Genomic DNA, 14,321 nt, shown 5'->3' on the forward strand with positions numbered 1-14,321 from the left:
GGAGATTCGCCACATGGCCAAAGCCAAACCGGAATCCAAAGCCACACTCGGCGTCCACTCTGAAGTGGGCCAGTTGCGCAAGGTTATGGTCTGCGCCCCCAGCCTCGCCCATATGCGCCTGACGCCCACCAACTGCGACGACCTGCTGTTCGATGATGTGCTCTGGGTCCAGAACGCCAAGCGGGATCACTTCGATTTCATGACCAAGATGCGGGATTTTGATATCGAAGTGCTGGAAATGCACAACCTGCTGGCGGAGACGGTGGCGGTACCGGAAGCCAAAAAATGGCTGCTGGATCGCAAGGTGACCCCCAACAACGTGGGCCTCAGCCTGATGGACGAAACCAGGGCCTACCTGGAAAGCCTGGAGCCGCGCAAACTGGCGGAATTCCTGATCGGGGGCCTGTCGGTAATGGACCTGCCGGATGAGTTCAGCCAGTCCGAGTTCTTCGAGCTGGCACGGGAAGCCCATGGCGCCACCGAGTACCTGCTGCCACCACTGCCCAATACCCTCTACACCCGCGACACCACCTGCTGGATCTACGGCGGGGTATCCCTGAACCCGCTGTACTGGCCTGCGCGCAAGGAAGAGACTTTCCTGACCACCGCTATTTATAAGTTCCACCCGGACTTCAAGAAAGAAAAGTTCGAAGTCTGGTGGGGCGATCCGGATACCAACTTCGGGCTGGCTACGGTGGAAGGTGGCGACGTGATGCCGGTGGGCAATGGTGTGGTGCTGATCGGTATGAGCGAGCGCACCTCGCGCCAGGGGATCTCGCAGCTGGCGGCGGCACTGTTCGAAAAGGGTGCAGCACAACAGGTGATTGTCGCGGCCATGCCCAGGCTGCGCTCCGCCATGCACCTGGATACCGTCTTTACTTTCGCCGACCGGGATCTGGTAACGCTGTACCCGGAAATCATGGACCAGGTGCGCCCGGTGGTAATCCGGCCCGGGGATTCCAGGGGCAGCCTCCATGTCACCCTCGAGAACAAGCCCTTTACCGAAGTGGTGGCGCGGGCACTCAACTTCAAGAAACTGCGCGTGGTGGAAACGGGCGGCGACGCCTACGCCGCCGAGCGGCAACAGTGGGACAGCGGCAACAACCTGGTCTGCGCCAGGCCTGGTGTGGTGTTTGCCTACGATCGCAACACCACCACCAACACTTACCTGCGCAAGGAAGGTATCGAGGTGGTCACCATTGTGGGTGCCGAACTGGGCCGCGGCCGCGGTGGCGGTCACTGTATGACCTGTCCCATCGTGCGTGACCCGGTGGATTTCTGACACCTTGCGGGCCTGTTCTCGCCGGGCCTGCGTCAGCGGGTTAATAGAAACGGATGGATAAGAGCAACAATGCACCTCCGGTGCGTGAGCCATCACTGGCTGATGCTTTCATTCCCCTCGTTGCCCTGGCGCTGCTGATCGGCAGCTCCCTGGCACTGTTTGGCATGGAGGCCCTGGACGGTCCCATCCAGGCAGCGCTCATCATCTGCTGTATGGTGGCGGCACTGATTGCGATGAAGAACGGTCATCGCTGGGAGACGGTGCAGAAGGCCGGCCAGGCGGCGATGGGATCGATTACCAGCGCCATTTTTATCCTGCTGGCGGTGGGCGCGCTGATTGGCACCTGGAACCTGTCCGGCACCATCCCCACCCTGGTCTATTACGGTATCCAGTTTCTCTCACCCACCTGGTATTACGTGGCCACGGCCATTATCTGCGGCCTGATCGCCATGTCGATCGGCAGTTCCTGGACCACCGCCGGAACCATCGGGGTAGGCCTGGTGGGGATCGCCGCGATGCTGGAGGTGTCCACCGCGATTACCGCCGGGGCGGTGATATCCGGTGCCTACCTGGGTGACAAGAACTCACCGCTATCGGAGACCACCATACTGGCGGCCCAAATGGTCAGGGTCGACATCTATACCCATATCCGCAACCAGATGTGGACCTCGGTACCGGCCTTCCTGCTGGCGGCGGTTGTATTCACCCTGCTGGGACTCGGCCGGGTGGAGGCACCGGGCCAGAGCGATTTGCAGAGCGCCGTTGAACTGGAGGCGCTCAACGGCATTTACCGCATCACCATCCTGAACCTGCTGCCTCTGGCCCTGCTGGTATGGCTGTCGATCCGCAAGTACCCGGCGTCCATCAGCCTGCTGCTGTCCGCGCTGTTTGCAGGAGTACTTGGCGCTTTCCTGCAGCCGCAGGTCTACGCCGGGTTCGTCGGCGAAGATTCCGGGCTCTCCATCGTGGAGGCCATCAAGGCAACCTGGCTGGCCATGGCCAGCGGTTTCAGTATGGAATCGGGCATTGCCGATGTAGACCAGCTGCTGTCCCGCGGCGGCATGGCCAGTATGCTGTTCACCCTGTGGCTGATTATGGGCGCGGTCACCTTCGGTTCCCTGCTGGATGAATTCGGGCTGATTCACCGCCTGATCGATCCGTTGATCGACCGCGCCAAAACCACGGGCGGGCTGTTCCTGACCGTATTCGCCAGCGCCTTCGGCCTAAATATCATTGCCGGTGACCAGTACATCGCGCTGGTCCTGCCTACGCGCGTCTACCGCGCCGAGTTTGCCAGGCGCGGACTCGCGCCCCAGAACCTATCGCGCCTGGCCGCGGACTGCGGCACAGTCACCTCGCCGCTGGTCCCCTGGAATTCCTGCGGCGCCTTTATGGCAGCAGTGCTGGGCGTGCCCACCCTGGTCTACCTGCCCTTCTGCATATTCAATATCGCCAGCCCGATCCTGAGTCTGCTGCTGGGCTATACCGGTTTCAAGGTAGTGCGACTCGACAGTCCACCATAGAAGCCTCCCGGGGCCTGAGCCAATCCCGATATCCCCAGCCATACGCACCGGCGCTGACGCCGGGGAAACTCGCACGTATAATGCCGCCATGAAATTCTGTAGCCATTGCGGCAGCGATGCCGTCACTTTCTCCATCCCCGAAGGCGACGACCGGCCCCGCCACCTGTGCGGCGGCTGCGGGGCAATCCACTACATCAACCCACGCGTAATCGTCGGCGTGTTGCCCTACGTGGGCGACGAAGTGCTGCTGTGCAAGCGTGCCATCGAACCCCGGCTGGGGCTGTGGACCCTGCCGGCAGGCTTTATGGAGAATGGTGAGACCAGCGAGGAAGGTGCCCTGCGGGAGAGCTGGGAAGAAGCGCGAGCCAATATCCGCGTAGACGACCTGTATACCGTGTATGACATTCCGCATATCAACCAGGTTTACCTGATCTACCGCGGCGAGCTGACCGACACCAACTTCGGTGCCGGCCCGGAGTCGCTGGAAGTGGAACTGTTCCGGGAAGAGGAGATTCCCTGGGACGAGATCGCCTTCCCGATTATGTCAGAGACCCTGGGGCACTACTTCGCCGATCGCCGCGAGGGACGCTACCCCCTGCACCGCGGTGTGATTACGCGGAAGCTGTGAGCCGGGCAAACCACGAATACATGGCGGCCGTCCCGGCCGCCTTCACCGCCGATCCAGCGACTGGGCCAGCAGCCAGCGGTAAAGGTCCTCCCCCGCATAGACGCGGACCCACACATCGTGCGGCATATCCTCGTGCACGGTGAAGCGCACGTCGCCCCCGAGTTCTTCCAGGCGGTTGATACCGGCGTAAAAATCCGACTTGTCGACAACCCGGTCGCGACCGCCGGCAAAGGCCCATACCGGCAGGCTGTTGTCAGCGATTGACGGCATCAGGTCCGGGTGGCCCCAGCCCGCTACCGGCGCCACCGCGGCAAAACGCTGGGGGTAACGGCTGGCCATATACCAGCTGCCGAAGCCACCGTAACTGAGGCCAGTCAGGTAAACCCGCCGCTTGTCGACCCGGTACCCCGATGCGACCTGGTCCAGCATCTGCACCAGGTCTGTCTCCACCCTGTCCCAGCCCAGGGGCAAGCCAATCGGCCGCTCCTCCCAGCCGGCGACTTCTTTCCCCGGTCCCATCTCGCCACGGGCCCCCATATAAAGGCGCTCGGGACCACCATCTGCGAGTCGCTGTGGAATCTGTTCCCGCGAGCGGTCGGCAATATAGGGGACTTTCTCGTCCATACCGAACATATGCAGTTGCGGCACCACGATGATAAAGGGCAGGTCGCGTTTCTGGATCCAGGCCTCGTAGAGCGGGCCGTGGACCAGGGTGAAATCCAGCTCATCCCGGCCATTGCCCCGCTCACCGTTGCCATGCAGGAAGAGCAACAGCGGCCACTTCCGGCCCGGATGGTTTTCGTAGCCCCGGGGCAGGTAGACAAAGAATTCCCGCTCGGCACCGTCCGCCTGGCTGGTATATGGCAGCCGCACCAGTCGGGGCTCACTCTCCAGCGGTACTGCTCCGGCACTGCCCGACTGCTGCTCGCAGCCCATCACCAGTAAAATAACCAGGCAACAGAGATAGCGGACCGATGGTGCCTGCATGGGTAATTCCTTTTGGCGATTATCGTGTTGTTATGCTGCATGCTTTTTCCCTGGCGGCACGGTCGGGGCTGGCGTGCTCAGTTACAGCGGTCGTCCAGCTTCCACAGGTCGAAGGCGGGTTCCTCGTAAGGGTGGGCCGCGCGCATCGCCGCCAGCGCCTCATCCACCAGGTCGTCGGCACAGACCAGCTCCACCCGGTATTCATTGACCTGTTCCACCTCACCGCTCTGGCCGATAAACGGCTGGCTGCCCGGCAGTGGCCTGAACTGGCCGGTGCCGGCTACTTGCCAGCAGCAACTGTCGTAGTCGCCGATCCGGCCGGCACCGGCGACGAACAGGGCCTGCTTGACGGGTTCGAGGTGGGTCTCGGGAATGTAAACGCAGAGTTTGTACATGGTGTCAGTACCGCCTCCGGGGAGTCATCGTGTCGGACACCGCGGCCCGTGAGTGGGTCGCGGAATACTTGCGGCAAGCCAGGCGGGCCGTTGCCGCCCGGCCTGGCAACAGGGAACAACTATCAGTAAAGCAGTGTCATCAGCTTGCGCTGGTACTGGGTCGCCAGCGGGTCACCCGCTCCCAGGCTTTTGACCATATCCAGGTAGGCCTGCTTGGCCGCACCATCGGCGTAATTGATGTCGCTGCGCAGGATATCCAGCAGCAGGTCCAGTGCTTCCTGGGTGCGATGGGCCTGGCTGTACTGCACCGCCAGCTTATAGGCGGTGTCGAAATCGCCCGGGTTGCTCTCCAGCGCCTCCTGCAGGGACTTGATCTCCGGGGTTTCCGCCGCCTGCTGCTTCAGTTCCAGCTGGGACATCAGCTGCTGGTAATCGCTGTCCTGGTCTGCCAGCAGGATCTTGCCCAGTACCTCCTCGGCTTCCTGGGTGCGATTCTGCTCCAGCAGTACCGCCGCCAGCTGCTTGGCAATATCCTGGCGCTCGCCGGACTCGCCGTAGGCCTGGCGCAGTACCGGCAGGGCCTCGTCCAGCTTTCCCTCAGCCACCAGCGCCTTGCCCTGCTCCAGTTTCAGGTCCCAGGGCTTGGGCAGGTACTTGTCCAGCATCTCGCGGATCTGCTTCTCCGGCTGGGCACCGGCGAAGCCATCCACCGGCTGGCCTTCCTTCAATACCATCACCGTGGGCAGGCTGCGCACGCCCAGCTGCCCCGCCAGCATCTGCTCGGTATCGGCATTGACCTTGGCCAGCAGGAACTGGCCGGCATACTCGGAGGCGAGTTTTTCCAGCACCGGCATCAGCTGCTTGCAGGGTTCGCACCAGTCGGCCCAGAAGTCCACCACCACCGGGCGTTTCATGGATTCCTCGATCAGCACCTGCTGGGCGTTTTCCGCCGTGACATCGACAATGAATTCGTTCACAACCACTCCTGAATCTGATTTTGGGCGCAGTTTACCCGATCGCCCAATTTCCAACCAACACCCATCACCCTGTCAGTGATGCTTCCGGCGCACACGAACCCATACCAGGCGCGCCAGGTAGAGCAGGAACAATCCCAGCAGCATCCACGGCAACAGGTAGGCCACTGCCGTCACGGTATCGGCTATCCCTTCCGACAATTGCCCGCCAAAGCTGCGGAATGCCCCGGCAATGGGCTGCGCAAACGATTTCTGCGACAGCGATAACAGCTGGATTTGCACCCGGTCCATCTCCACCCGTTGCAGCAGCCGGCTGCGCTTGCCCTCGGCCATTTCCAGGTCGGACTGGACCCGGGCCAACTCCGATGCCACTTTGACCAGAGCCTCGATATCGTCGGTTGTGCGCTCGCTCAACACTTCCAGCCGGGCGCGGTAATCCCGCAGCATTTCCACCCGCTTCTGGTTATCCACGATGGCGTCGCCCAGGTCCTCAATACTGGTGGAACGCCCGGTTGTAGTACCGCCGCCCGCGGCCACCTCCAGCAATGCCGGCACGCCTCCCGGCAGCAAGCGCACCTCGATCCGCCCGCTGACATAATTGCTGGTATTCAAGCGGCTATCCAGCAGGGTGCAGCGGTACTTCGCATCGTCGGCACACCATGCCAGCAATGACTCGTAACGTTCCTCCAGCTCATCCACCGCATACTCCACCGAAACAGAATGGGTATATGCGAGGTACTTTGTGCGCTGGCGCTGGATGTCCGCGACCTTGAGCGCCGCACTCTGCCCGGCTGGTTCAGCCATCCGGGCAGAATCATCGCTGGAATCGCGACTGCAAGCGCTGGCCAGGAGCAGAACCAGCAGCACAAATAAAAATCGGTTACTCATCAACGGTACCCATATCGACAGGGAGAATCAGCGGGTCAGCGCAAAGGTTCTCTGCGCCACAACCCGGATGCACAGCGGTAGCGGCGCCCTTATGGAGGTCCCGTTCCAGGCTGCCACGGGCTGGGGCGCAGTCCACCGCTGATGACTGCTCGCTGTCACCAGTCCAGCGAGGATGGCAGTCGCGGTGAGGACAGAAGGGTCGCAAACCGTTGCCAGCGTTCTTCCGGGGAGCCGGCTTGCTCCACATAGTCAGCCACCAGCTGTTTGCCCCAGTTATAATTGATTACGTAGGCACCATAGGTGTCGACAAAGCGCTTGCGCTGGGCGGCGCGCTCGGGGCTGCGCAGGCCATAGGCCTGGAACAGTTCCACGACTTTCCCACCATCGATCTCGCCGTCGATATACTGGCGCGCGATCTCATTCTCGGCAAAGCCCAGCTGCTCCTGGAGCTCCAGCACCCGGGCATATTTTTTCGCATCTGCCGGGTCCAGCCCCGCCAGGGGGTAGAGCACACTCTTTTCAAACTCCAGTTTTTCCCCGCCCGGGAAAGCCAGCTCGATACCGTAGTTGGCGCTGCCCTCGGCAATCAGGGACTGCGGGCTGAACAGCGGGTAGACACTGTATTCAATCCAGCCACGGTCCTTTACCAGCGACTGCTCCAGCAGGGCATTGTAGGTGTGGTGGCCCGGGTAACCCTCGTGGCAACCCAGGTCGACAGCGCGGTCGATCATCACCGGCAGCTCGGTATTTACCTGGATCAGGCTGTGGGCGTCCCCCTGGTACCAGTTGTAGCCGCTCCAGGGCTTGTCGGTGACATATTCCAGCTCGAAATCCTCGTTTTCCGGCAGCTCGATATACTGCCGGGTCCGCTCACGGCAGGCATCGATGGCCGCATCGAATACCGCCGGCAGCTTGTCTGCGGGGATTGCGAACCGCTCCTTGAACTCTTTGACACGGAGATGCAGTGGTTGATCTCCCGGTAGTATTTTCTCCAGTTCCGCCAGCACCGGCTCGAACTCGGCCAGCTCGCGTTTCGGCGGCCGGGTGTCGTAGAGCTGCCGGGCATCACTTTCAAAGGTCCGCTCACGTGCGCCCGCCAGTGTTTCGGCATGTGCCCGGAGCGCGCGCAACTGGGTTTTCAGGTAGTGCTGCCGCAGTGTGTCCATATCGTCGCCCGGCTCGATATCCCCCGGTAACTGGTCGATCAGCTCTGCGGCCCGCTCGGCCAGCTCGGCGGCACTGGCATCACTGGATCCCGCCTCGGTGCGCAGCGCCTCGGGGCCGTAATAGGCATCGACATAGCTTTTGTCGTGGTTGCCCAGTTCCAGCACCAGCTTTACGTACTCTCGCGCCAACTGGTCTATATCCACCCGGCTCTCCCCGCCAGGTTCTGACACGGGTTGGTCGCCCGCGCTCTCTGCCGGTCGCTCACCGCAGCCAGCCAGGGTCAGGAGAGAAAATAAAATGAAGCAAGCCAGGTTGCGAATGGTCATGAGTGCTCCTGCATGATGTATCCACGGTTTTCCGGAAGTGGTTTCCCGGTAAAAACTCTTTCGGACCAGTAGCGTGCCCTCTGGTCCGCCACACGATTATCGCCGCGTTCGAGGGCGGCAAAGACAGCCCGCTCGGCCTCCTCCAGCTGGGGCTGTAGTTCCCGGCGACGAACGGGCTCACGATCGATCCACTGCGCGCACCACGCCCGGTGCCGCTCCCAGCCGTCGCGCTCACATACGTACCAGCACCCGGCAAAGCCTACCGGCTTGAACAGGCTGCTGCATGTCAGCGCAGTTCCGGTAAAGGCAATCCGCGGAGCGCCCTGCCCCAGCGCGACAATCATGGCGTTGGCAGTCTGTGATGGCCGCAGCCAGGGAAGCAGGGACCCGGATGGTGCCGCATGCATGCACAGGTCCGCGTTGCCACCAGGCTGCCGGTATCGATGCTGGCGAAGGATACCGGCAAAATCCGCAAAGCCAACACTATCCGCCTCGAGCGCATTCAGCGCCTGCAATGCGGCGCCGCGCCGACGGCGTGTGGCGCCGAAAAAAGGCAGCAGGCGGGTGTCGTTGTCACGATCAAAACGGCCGCCCCGTTCGCGAACCGCCTCGCTGGCAAGTTCGTAATCACTGCCAATGGTCAGCCCGTTGGAGATGGCGTCATACTTTTTTACCCGCCGGGCCACCCATTCGCGCCCGGCAGTTTCCAGCTTCCAGGTTTCCGTCCTGTCGGCAATCAGGAAACTGTTGTCATAACGCACATTACGTCGCGATTCCTCCTGGCTGAAACCGGCGGGGCCGCCCTGCCCGAATTCCCGCAACAGGTCGACGATGACCCGCAGCGCCGCTGCGGCGCTGTCGGCCCGTTCCAGGGCCAGGCGCACCAGGTCCATCCCCAGCAGGGCCACACCGGCACGCTTTACCCGCCGGGAGAAAATGGCCTCGTTACCGATGGCTACACCACATTCATTCACCCCCATCTCCGCGCCCCACATCCATGCCGGCCGGCCAACTACGCAAGCATAGCGATCAGGCACCTGCGGGATTTCAACCCAGGTACAGCGGAGAACTGAAGCACTGTCGCCGCGCACTGCCGGGATTACTTCAACCCGCTGCGCCTCCAGGGGGTCGCGGTCGCTGTTCTTGGCCAGCCAGGTGGTGTCGCCAGCGCGGTACACCAGCGTGTCACACATGTTCGGCCCCGGCTGGCAGCATCATCCACTTCACTTCGCGCACAGCCCGCTCGGCGGACTCCAGGGCACCCTCCATATAGCCGTACCAGCGCGTGGCGAACTCGGTACCGGCCCAGTGAATGTTCCCGTTCGGTTCCCGCAGGCGCTCACCGTGGCGGGTCCATGCGCCCGGGGGGAAATAAGCGGCGTAGCACCCGCGGGTCCAGGGCTCGCTGCTCCAGTCCTTGTCGATATATTCCTCCGGTGAACGAGCCCGCTCGCCGAAAAAGCCGGCAAAACAGTCCAGCACAACCTGCCGGCGTTCATCGGGTGCCATAGCGCTGTAATGTCGTGCGGCATCGCCCTCGAGGAATCCCATGAGCAGGCCGGAATCCCTTCCCGGCTCGGAGTTATCGAATGTCACCCGCACCGGCCCCCGGGTACTGGTCACCTGGCCGGACAATTGTGAATCGCGCCAGAAGGGCCGGTCGTAACGGGCGATACACTTGATACAGGCTCCTGCCGGCATTCTTTGCAGCGCCTGGTCACGCCAGGCCGGCAATTCCGGCTCAAAGCGGATGCGCAGGGCCTGGTTGGGGGGAATGGCGATGATCAGTCGCCGGCAGAGGATTGCGCCCCCGCGGTAATGCACCTGCAGGCGCTGGTCCGCGGTCCGGCTAATACTCTCGACCGGGCTGTTGAGCCGCACACTTGGCCCCAACCCCGCTGCCATGCGCTCGCACAGGCCGGCCGTCCCCCCGCGCACCCGGTCCTGCTGGGCGCCGCCGGTCACTGCCAACAGCTTCTCCAGGGAATCCCCGGAACGCGCGTAAAACAGGGCATGCAACAGGGAGATATCGCCGGGCTCGGCAGCAAAGACCGCGCCCACCGCCACAGCAAACAGGCGCCGGGCGGTGCGGGTCCGGCAGTTCTGCCGGATCCAGGTCTGCAGTGTCATGCCATCCCAGTGGGCTGCCTGGCGATGGGCCCAGGGGGTGGAGGGATCGATGGAACGGGCCATTTTCTCGAAGCGGGCCATGGCCATACCCAGGTCCACCATGGCGAACGGATTGATCCGCGGGACAGTACCGCGGTAGCGGCGCGCCCCCCGGTCCAGGAACAGCAGGTTGTCGCCCTCGTCATGCAGGGGCCAGGTCACCGCCCCCAGTTCCTCTACCAGGCGATACATCCGTTCCTGGCCCGGGCCGAGCCACTGGCCACCCAGGTCCACCGTGTCGCCATTGGCAAAAACATGGTTGAGCAGCCGCCCCCCTACCCGGTCGCGTGCCTCGAGCACGCGCACCGAATAATCCCGGTGCAACAGGCGGGCGGCCTGCAGCCCGGAAATACCGCCCCCGAGAATTGCCACATCGACTTCTTCCATCGCGCTTCTCCTGCCCAAACGCTGTTATTGGTCTGCCATTTCCGGGGTAAGCCCACTGCGGCCTGGCGGTGGCAGCCAGATGCTGGAAATTACCGCACCATCCCGCTGTGCTCCCTGTAGCACGCGCCCGTGCACCACGGCTGTGGTACGACCGTCATCCCCCAGGTCCCACAGGTCGCCCCGCAGGAAAGTATTGATGCCCCCGCGCAGGTGCCGGCCGCGACCGGCCAGGGCGTAGCGGTACCAGGCTTCGCCCTCGCTGATATGACCCACATCCCCGGGGTCTACGTCTTGCGGCGCGCCCGCGCCGTTATAGCCCTGCCAGGGTTGTGCCCATATGCCACTGGGCGTGGAAAACGATGGCACCGCGACGAGATCCGCCCCGGACACCTGGGCCCAGGTATCCGGGTACCAGCTGTCAGCGCAGACCAGGACGGCCAGGCGACCGGCCGGGGTATCAAATACCGGCAGTGGTGCCCGGGAGGGACGCGTAAAGGGGAGTTCGCTCTCAATCGGGTAGACTTTGCGCACCGGACCATGGATATCCCCACCGGCGTCGAATACGAAACTACTGTTGTACAGCGGGCCGTCACCGGGCTGGATCGACTGCCCATCGACGGCGGGGTCCGGCAGCACGATGGACCCGGCAACGACCGTCACCCCAAACTTTGTGGCGAGCCCGGAAAATACCTCCTGGTATTCACTGGCCATAACCTCCGCCTTGGCGTTGAACAGGGCTGCGGCGAAGGGATCTGCCGTGTCGCCTGCGGCCACTTCCCGATAGAGAGCGCTGGAAAATGTGGGCAGGTTACCCAGCGCCGCCCATACCATGGCAGAGGCAGTACCGCCTGCACGGAAAGTGAGCAACCCCTCCCCGGAGGCCACCAGCCAGGTGCCGATATGCTCCGGGAATACCACTACGGTGCGCGGGCCGAGCCAGCCCTCCCGATCGGCCCGGGCCAGGTAGCCATGCAGCTTGCGGTGCAGCTGAGCCCCATCAATGTAATCGGCTGGCTGCAACCAGGGCTGGATGGACACGAGGTTGGCCGCCCCGGCGACGGGTGCATTGAGTTTTTCCAGCACTGGCGGCGCTGGCCCGGCGGCACCCTCCACAGGAGGGACGGCCGGTAGCTGGGCGAGCAGTACCGGGATCGCAAGGACGAAGAACAGTGACAGCAATCGTTTTCTTGTCATTATTTTTTAGTCGCCTGCCGCAGCAGCGGAGCAGGTTTACCGGGCAGGCAAATGATGCCAAATAAGGACCAATGTACCACCGCTGGACGATAACTGGCACCCCGTTTGCCAACCTGGCCGCATCAACGGGATCACCGTCCCCAGACTACACTCGTGGTGACCGTCCCGGAAACCCCCATACCATGGTCCGCACCCAGTTCGAATTCTCTGGCAGCCTGGAGGATTTCCTGCCGGCTCACCGGCGGGGTCGCCCGATCCTGCTGGAGCGGGACTACCCGGGCGCGGTCAAGGACGCTATCGAGAGCCTGGGCGTACCCCATGTGGAAGTGGACAGGATCGTGGTGGGCGGCCAGGTGGTGGGGTTCGGCTACCAGCTGGAGGATGGCGACCAGGTGCAGGTCTATCCACAGGCAGGCAACGAATACAGGCTGGTGCCGCCGCCCCTCCCGGAGCCCGCCTTTGTGCTGGACTGCCACCTGGGCCGGCTGGCCCGCTACCTGCGCCTGCTGGGCTTCGACAGCCTGTTTGAGGGCAATTACCACGACCGGCAATTGCTGGAGATTTCCCTGGAGCAGGACCGCACCCTGCTGACCCGCGACCGCGACCTGCTGAAACGGAAGGCACTGCGCCGTGGCTACTATGTGCGAGCCACCCGGCCACGCCGGCAACTGCACGAGGTGGCAGGGCATTTCCGGCTGGCCAGCATGCTGCGCCCTTTCACTCGCTGCATGGTTTGCAACGGGCTGCTATCGCCGGTCGCCAGGCAGGCGATCGAGGAATACCTGCAACCGCGCACCCGGCGCTACTACGGTGATTTCCTGCAGTGCGGGGATTGCCGCCGCATTTACTGGAAAGGCAGCCACTTCCAGCGCCTGCAGCGGCTGGTCGGTGAGATCCGCGGCAGCGGCGTTCCCGATCAGCGCCCCTGATCCCCGGCACCGCCCGGCTCGGCGGCCTCGGCTGGCGTCATTTCCTCACCCTCGTCTGTATCGGTAAGTGTACTGAGCTCGTCGGACACCGGCGCCTTGCGCAATACCAGGTAGCCCGCGACACCGGCCACCACTGACGCCAGCAGCACGCCGGCCTTGGCCTGCACCAGCAACTCATCTTCGCCGTAAAACGCAAGCTCGGCGATGAAGATCGACATGGTGAAACCGATACCCCCCAGCAGTGCCACCCCGATGATGTGGTGGAAACTGGCAGCACGGGGCAGCCGGCCCAGCCCCAGCTTCCAGCCGATCCAGGTGGCGCCGACAATACCCACCAGCTTGCCGAACACCAGTCCCAGGATCACCCCCTGGGTGATGGGATTAAGCACTGCATCCGAGCTCGTGAAGCTGTCGACCGGGATTCCCGCATTGGCCAGCGCAAAGATCGGGATTACCAGGAAAGCCACCGGGGTGTGCAGGCGGGTCTCCATCCGCTGCAGCGGCGACTGGGCCAGGTTGACGCCATTACCCAGAGCCATGACCCGGGCCCGCAGGGCATCGTTGGCGATAATCTTGTCACCGGGCCGGAAGCAGCGGTCAAAGCTTCGAATGATGTCCTTGACGAAGGTACTGAACGCCACCGGGTCATACTTGGGCTTTGCCGGCAGTGCCATCGCCGTAATCACCCCCGCCAGGGTCGCGTGCACGCCGGTGACATACAGCTCGTACCAGAGCAGTACCCCCACGAAAATGTAGGCCGGCGAGCGCCGTACCCCGGCAAACTTCAGCAACCACATGATCACCACCAGCAGGCCCGAGGCCATCAGGGCGGTCATATTGACGCTCTCGGTATACCAGATGGCGATCACCAGGATGGCGCCCAGGTCGTCGACGATGGCCAGGGCCACCAGGAAAGTCACCACCGAGCGCGGCACCCGATTGCCCAGCAGGGCAATACAGCCCACGGCAAAGGCGATATCCGTGGCCATGGGGATACCCCAGCCCCGCGCGCCCTCGGTCCCACTGTTCAGGGAGGCGTAGATCAGCGCCGGCACCACCATGCCACCAATGGCGGCCAGGACTGGCAGCACCGCCTGCTTCAGCTCCGACAGCTCACCGACAAGGAACTCCCGCTTGAGCTCCAGCCCCACCAGGAAAAAGAAGATCGTCATCAGGCCTTCGTTGATCCAGTGGTGCACACTGAGGGAGAAACTCCAGTCACCTGCGTTGATACTGACGGGCATGTGCAGGATATGCTTGTAAGCCTCCTGCAGCGGGGAGTTCGCGATAATCAGGGCGATAATCGCGCAGGTGATCAGGAGCAGGCCACTGCTGCTCTGGCGGTGGATAAACTCCTCAAAGGGCGTGACCAGGCGTCCGAAGGCGCTCTCGAGCGGCGCCTCAAAAACCTTGCCCTTACGAACCCTGAACTTGCCCAGAACGCTTTTCGCCATCAGCCGGTGGTCTCCTTC

At 63.0% G+C, this 14,321-nt stretch carries 13 protein-coding genes; 4 read left to right on the forward strand and 9 right to left on the reverse strand.

All coding sequences use genetic code 11. The features are described 5' to 3' along the window. The first annotated feature begins 13 nt into the window (after positions 1 to 13). The 3 genes from arcA (at position 14) to LVD10_RS16340 (ending at position 3,433) form a co-directional block, all read left to right on the forward strand. Positions 14 to 1,282, forward strand: a complete 1,269-nt coding sequence (gene arcA / locus LVD10_RS16330; RefSeq protein ID WP_233005771.1) for an arginine deiminase — start codon at positions 14 to 16, stop codon at positions 1,280 to 1,282. A gap of 53 nt (positions 1,283 to 1,335) precedes the next feature. Next, positions 1,336 to 2,805: a Na+/H+ antiporter NhaC gene (gene nhaC / locus LVD10_RS16335; protein WP_233005772.1), complete on the forward strand. Its 1,470-nt coding sequence runs from the start codon at positions 1,336 to 1,338 to the stop codon at positions 2,803 to 2,805. A gap of 88 nt (positions 2,806 to 2,893) precedes the next feature. Then, a complete protein-coding gene (locus LVD10_RS16340; protein WP_237064320.1) occupies positions 2,894 to 3,433 on the forward strand; it encodes an NUDIX hydrolase in 540 nt (179 codons plus the stop codon). Positions 3,434 to 3,475: 42 nt separating this feature from the next. On the opposite strand, the gene LVD10_RS16345 is transcribed toward LVD10_RS16340, so the two are convergent. The 8 genes from LVD10_RS16345 to LVD10_RS16380 all read right to left on the reverse strand — a co-directional run bounded on the left by LVD10_RS16345 (position 3,476) and on the right by LVD10_RS16380 (position 11,920). Then, positions 3,476 to 4,420, reverse strand: a complete 945-nt coding sequence (locus LVD10_RS16345; RefSeq protein WP_237064322.1) for a carboxylesterase family protein — start codon at positions 4,418 to 4,420, stop codon at positions 3,476 to 3,478. A gap of 77 nt (positions 4,421 to 4,497) precedes the next feature. Beyond that, complete coding sequence (locus LVD10_RS16350) at positions 4,498 to 4,815, reverse strand: YqfO family protein (protein ID WP_237060074.1); 318 nt, start codon at positions 4,813 to 4,815, stop codon at positions 4,498 to 4,500. 122 nt (positions 4,816 to 4,937) lie between these two features. Continuing rightward, entirely contained in the window at positions 4,938 to 5,792 is an 855-nt protein-coding gene (gene trxA, locus LVD10_RS16355; protein ID WP_233005776.1) for a thioredoxin, read from the reverse strand. Positions 5,793 to 5,864: 72 nt separating this feature from the next. Continuing rightward, positions 5,865 to 6,677 carry a DUF4349 domain-containing protein gene (locus tag LVD10_RS16360; protein WP_237064324.1) on the reverse strand — a complete coding sequence of 271 codons (813 nt, stop codon included), beginning with the start codon at positions 6,675 to 6,677 and terminating at the stop codon, positions 5,865 to 5,867. 155 nt (positions 6,678 to 6,832) lie between these two features. After that, complete coding sequence (locus LVD10_RS16365; RefSeq protein WP_237064326.1) at positions 6,833 to 8,170, reverse strand: hypothetical protein; 1,338 nt, start codon at positions 8,168 to 8,170, stop codon at positions 6,833 to 6,835. After that, complete coding sequence (locus tag LVD10_RS16370; RefSeq protein ID WP_237064328.1) at positions 8,167 to 9,363, reverse strand: C69 family dipeptidase; 1,197 nt, start codon at positions 9,361 to 9,363, stop codon at positions 8,167 to 8,169. The genes LVD10_RS16365 and LVD10_RS16370 overlap by 4 nt, the downstream gene beginning before the upstream one ends. Further along, the gene (locus LVD10_RS16375; RefSeq protein ID WP_237064330.1) at positions 9,356 to 10,726 is read right to left on the reverse strand and encodes a flavin monoamine oxidase family protein; all 1,371 of its coding nucleotides are present in this window, start codon (positions 10,724 to 10,726) and stop codon (positions 9,356 to 9,358) included. Before LVD10_RS16375 ends, LVD10_RS16370 begins: the two co-directional genes overlap by 8 nt. A 24-nt stretch (positions 10,727 to 10,750) precedes the next feature. Beyond that, the gene (locus LVD10_RS16380; protein WP_237064335.1) at positions 10,751 to 11,920 is read right to left on the reverse strand and encodes a carbon-nitrogen hydrolase family protein; all 1,170 of its coding nucleotides are present in this window, start codon (positions 11,918 to 11,920) and stop codon (positions 10,751 to 10,753) included. Positions 11,921 to 12,102: 182 nt separating this feature from the next. Between LVD10_RS16380 and LVD10_RS16385 the strand changes: the two genes are divergently transcribed. Then, on the forward strand, positions 12,103 to 12,849 hold the full coding sequence (locus LVD10_RS16385) for a Mut7-C RNAse domain-containing protein (RefSeq protein WP_233005782.1): 747 nt from the start codon (positions 12,103 to 12,105) through the stop codon (positions 12,847 to 12,849). Here the strand turns inward: LVD10_RS16385 and nhaA are convergent. Then, the gene (gene nhaA, locus LVD10_RS16390; protein WP_233005783.1) at positions 12,837 to 14,303 is read right to left on the reverse strand and encodes a Na+/H+ antiporter NhaA; all 1,467 of its coding nucleotides are present in this window, start codon (positions 14,301 to 14,303) and stop codon (positions 12,837 to 12,839) included. The two genes, LVD10_RS16385 and nhaA, sit on opposite strands and share 13 nt — an antisense overlap. Positions 14,304 to 14,321: the final 18 nt, after the last annotated feature.

Source organism: Microbulbifer zhoushanensis (assembly GCF_021729055.1).
GTDB lineage: Bacteria > Pseudomonadota > Gammaproteobacteria > Pseudomonadales > Cellvibrionaceae > Microbulbifer > Microbulbifer zhoushanensis.

Coding starts and splice junctions, on each gene's coding strand:
- arcA (WP_233005771.1), top strand. CDS start 14: ATGGCCAAAGCCAAACCGGAATCCAAAGCCACACTCGGCGTCCACTCT.
- nhaC (WP_233005772.1), top strand. CDS start 1,336: ATGGATAAGAGCAACAATGCACCTCCGGTGCGTGAGCCATCACTGGCT.
- LVD10_RS16340 (WP_237064320.1), top strand. CDS start 2,894: ATGAAATTCTGTAGCCATTGCGGCAGCGATGCCGTCACTTTCTCCATC.
- LVD10_RS16345 (WP_237064322.1), bottom strand. CDS start 4,420: ATGCAGGCACCATCGGTCCGCTATCTCTGTTGCCTGGTTATTTTACTG.
- LVD10_RS16350 (WP_237060074.1), bottom strand. CDS start 4,815: ATGTACAAACTCTGCGTTTACATTCCCGAGACCCACCTCGAACCCGTC.
- LVD10_RS16360 (WP_237064324.1), bottom strand. CDS start 6,677: ATGAGTAACCGATTTTTATTTGTGCTGCTGGTTCTGCTCCTGGCCAGC.
- LVD10_RS16365 (WP_237064326.1), bottom strand. CDS start 8,170: ATGACCATTCGCAACCTGGCTTGCTTCATTTTATTTTCTCTCCTGACC.
- LVD10_RS16370 (WP_237064328.1), bottom strand. CDS start 9,363: ATGTGTGACACGCTGGTGTACCGCGCTGGCGACACCACCTGGCTGGCC.
- LVD10_RS16375 (WP_237064330.1), bottom strand. CDS start 10,726: ATGGAAGAAGTCGATGTGGCAATTCTCGGGGGCGGTATTTCCGGGCTG.
- LVD10_RS16380 (WP_237064335.1), bottom strand. CDS start 11,920: ATGACAAGAAAACGATTGCTGTCACTGTTCTTCGTCCTTGCGATCCCG.
- LVD10_RS16385 (WP_233005782.1), top strand. CDS start 12,103: ATGGTCCGCACCCAGTTCGAATTCTCTGGCAGCCTGGAGGATTTCCTG.
- nhaA (WP_233005783.1), bottom strand. CDS start 14,303: ATGGCGAAAAGCGTTCTGGGCAAGTTCAGGGTTCGTAAGGGCAAGGTT.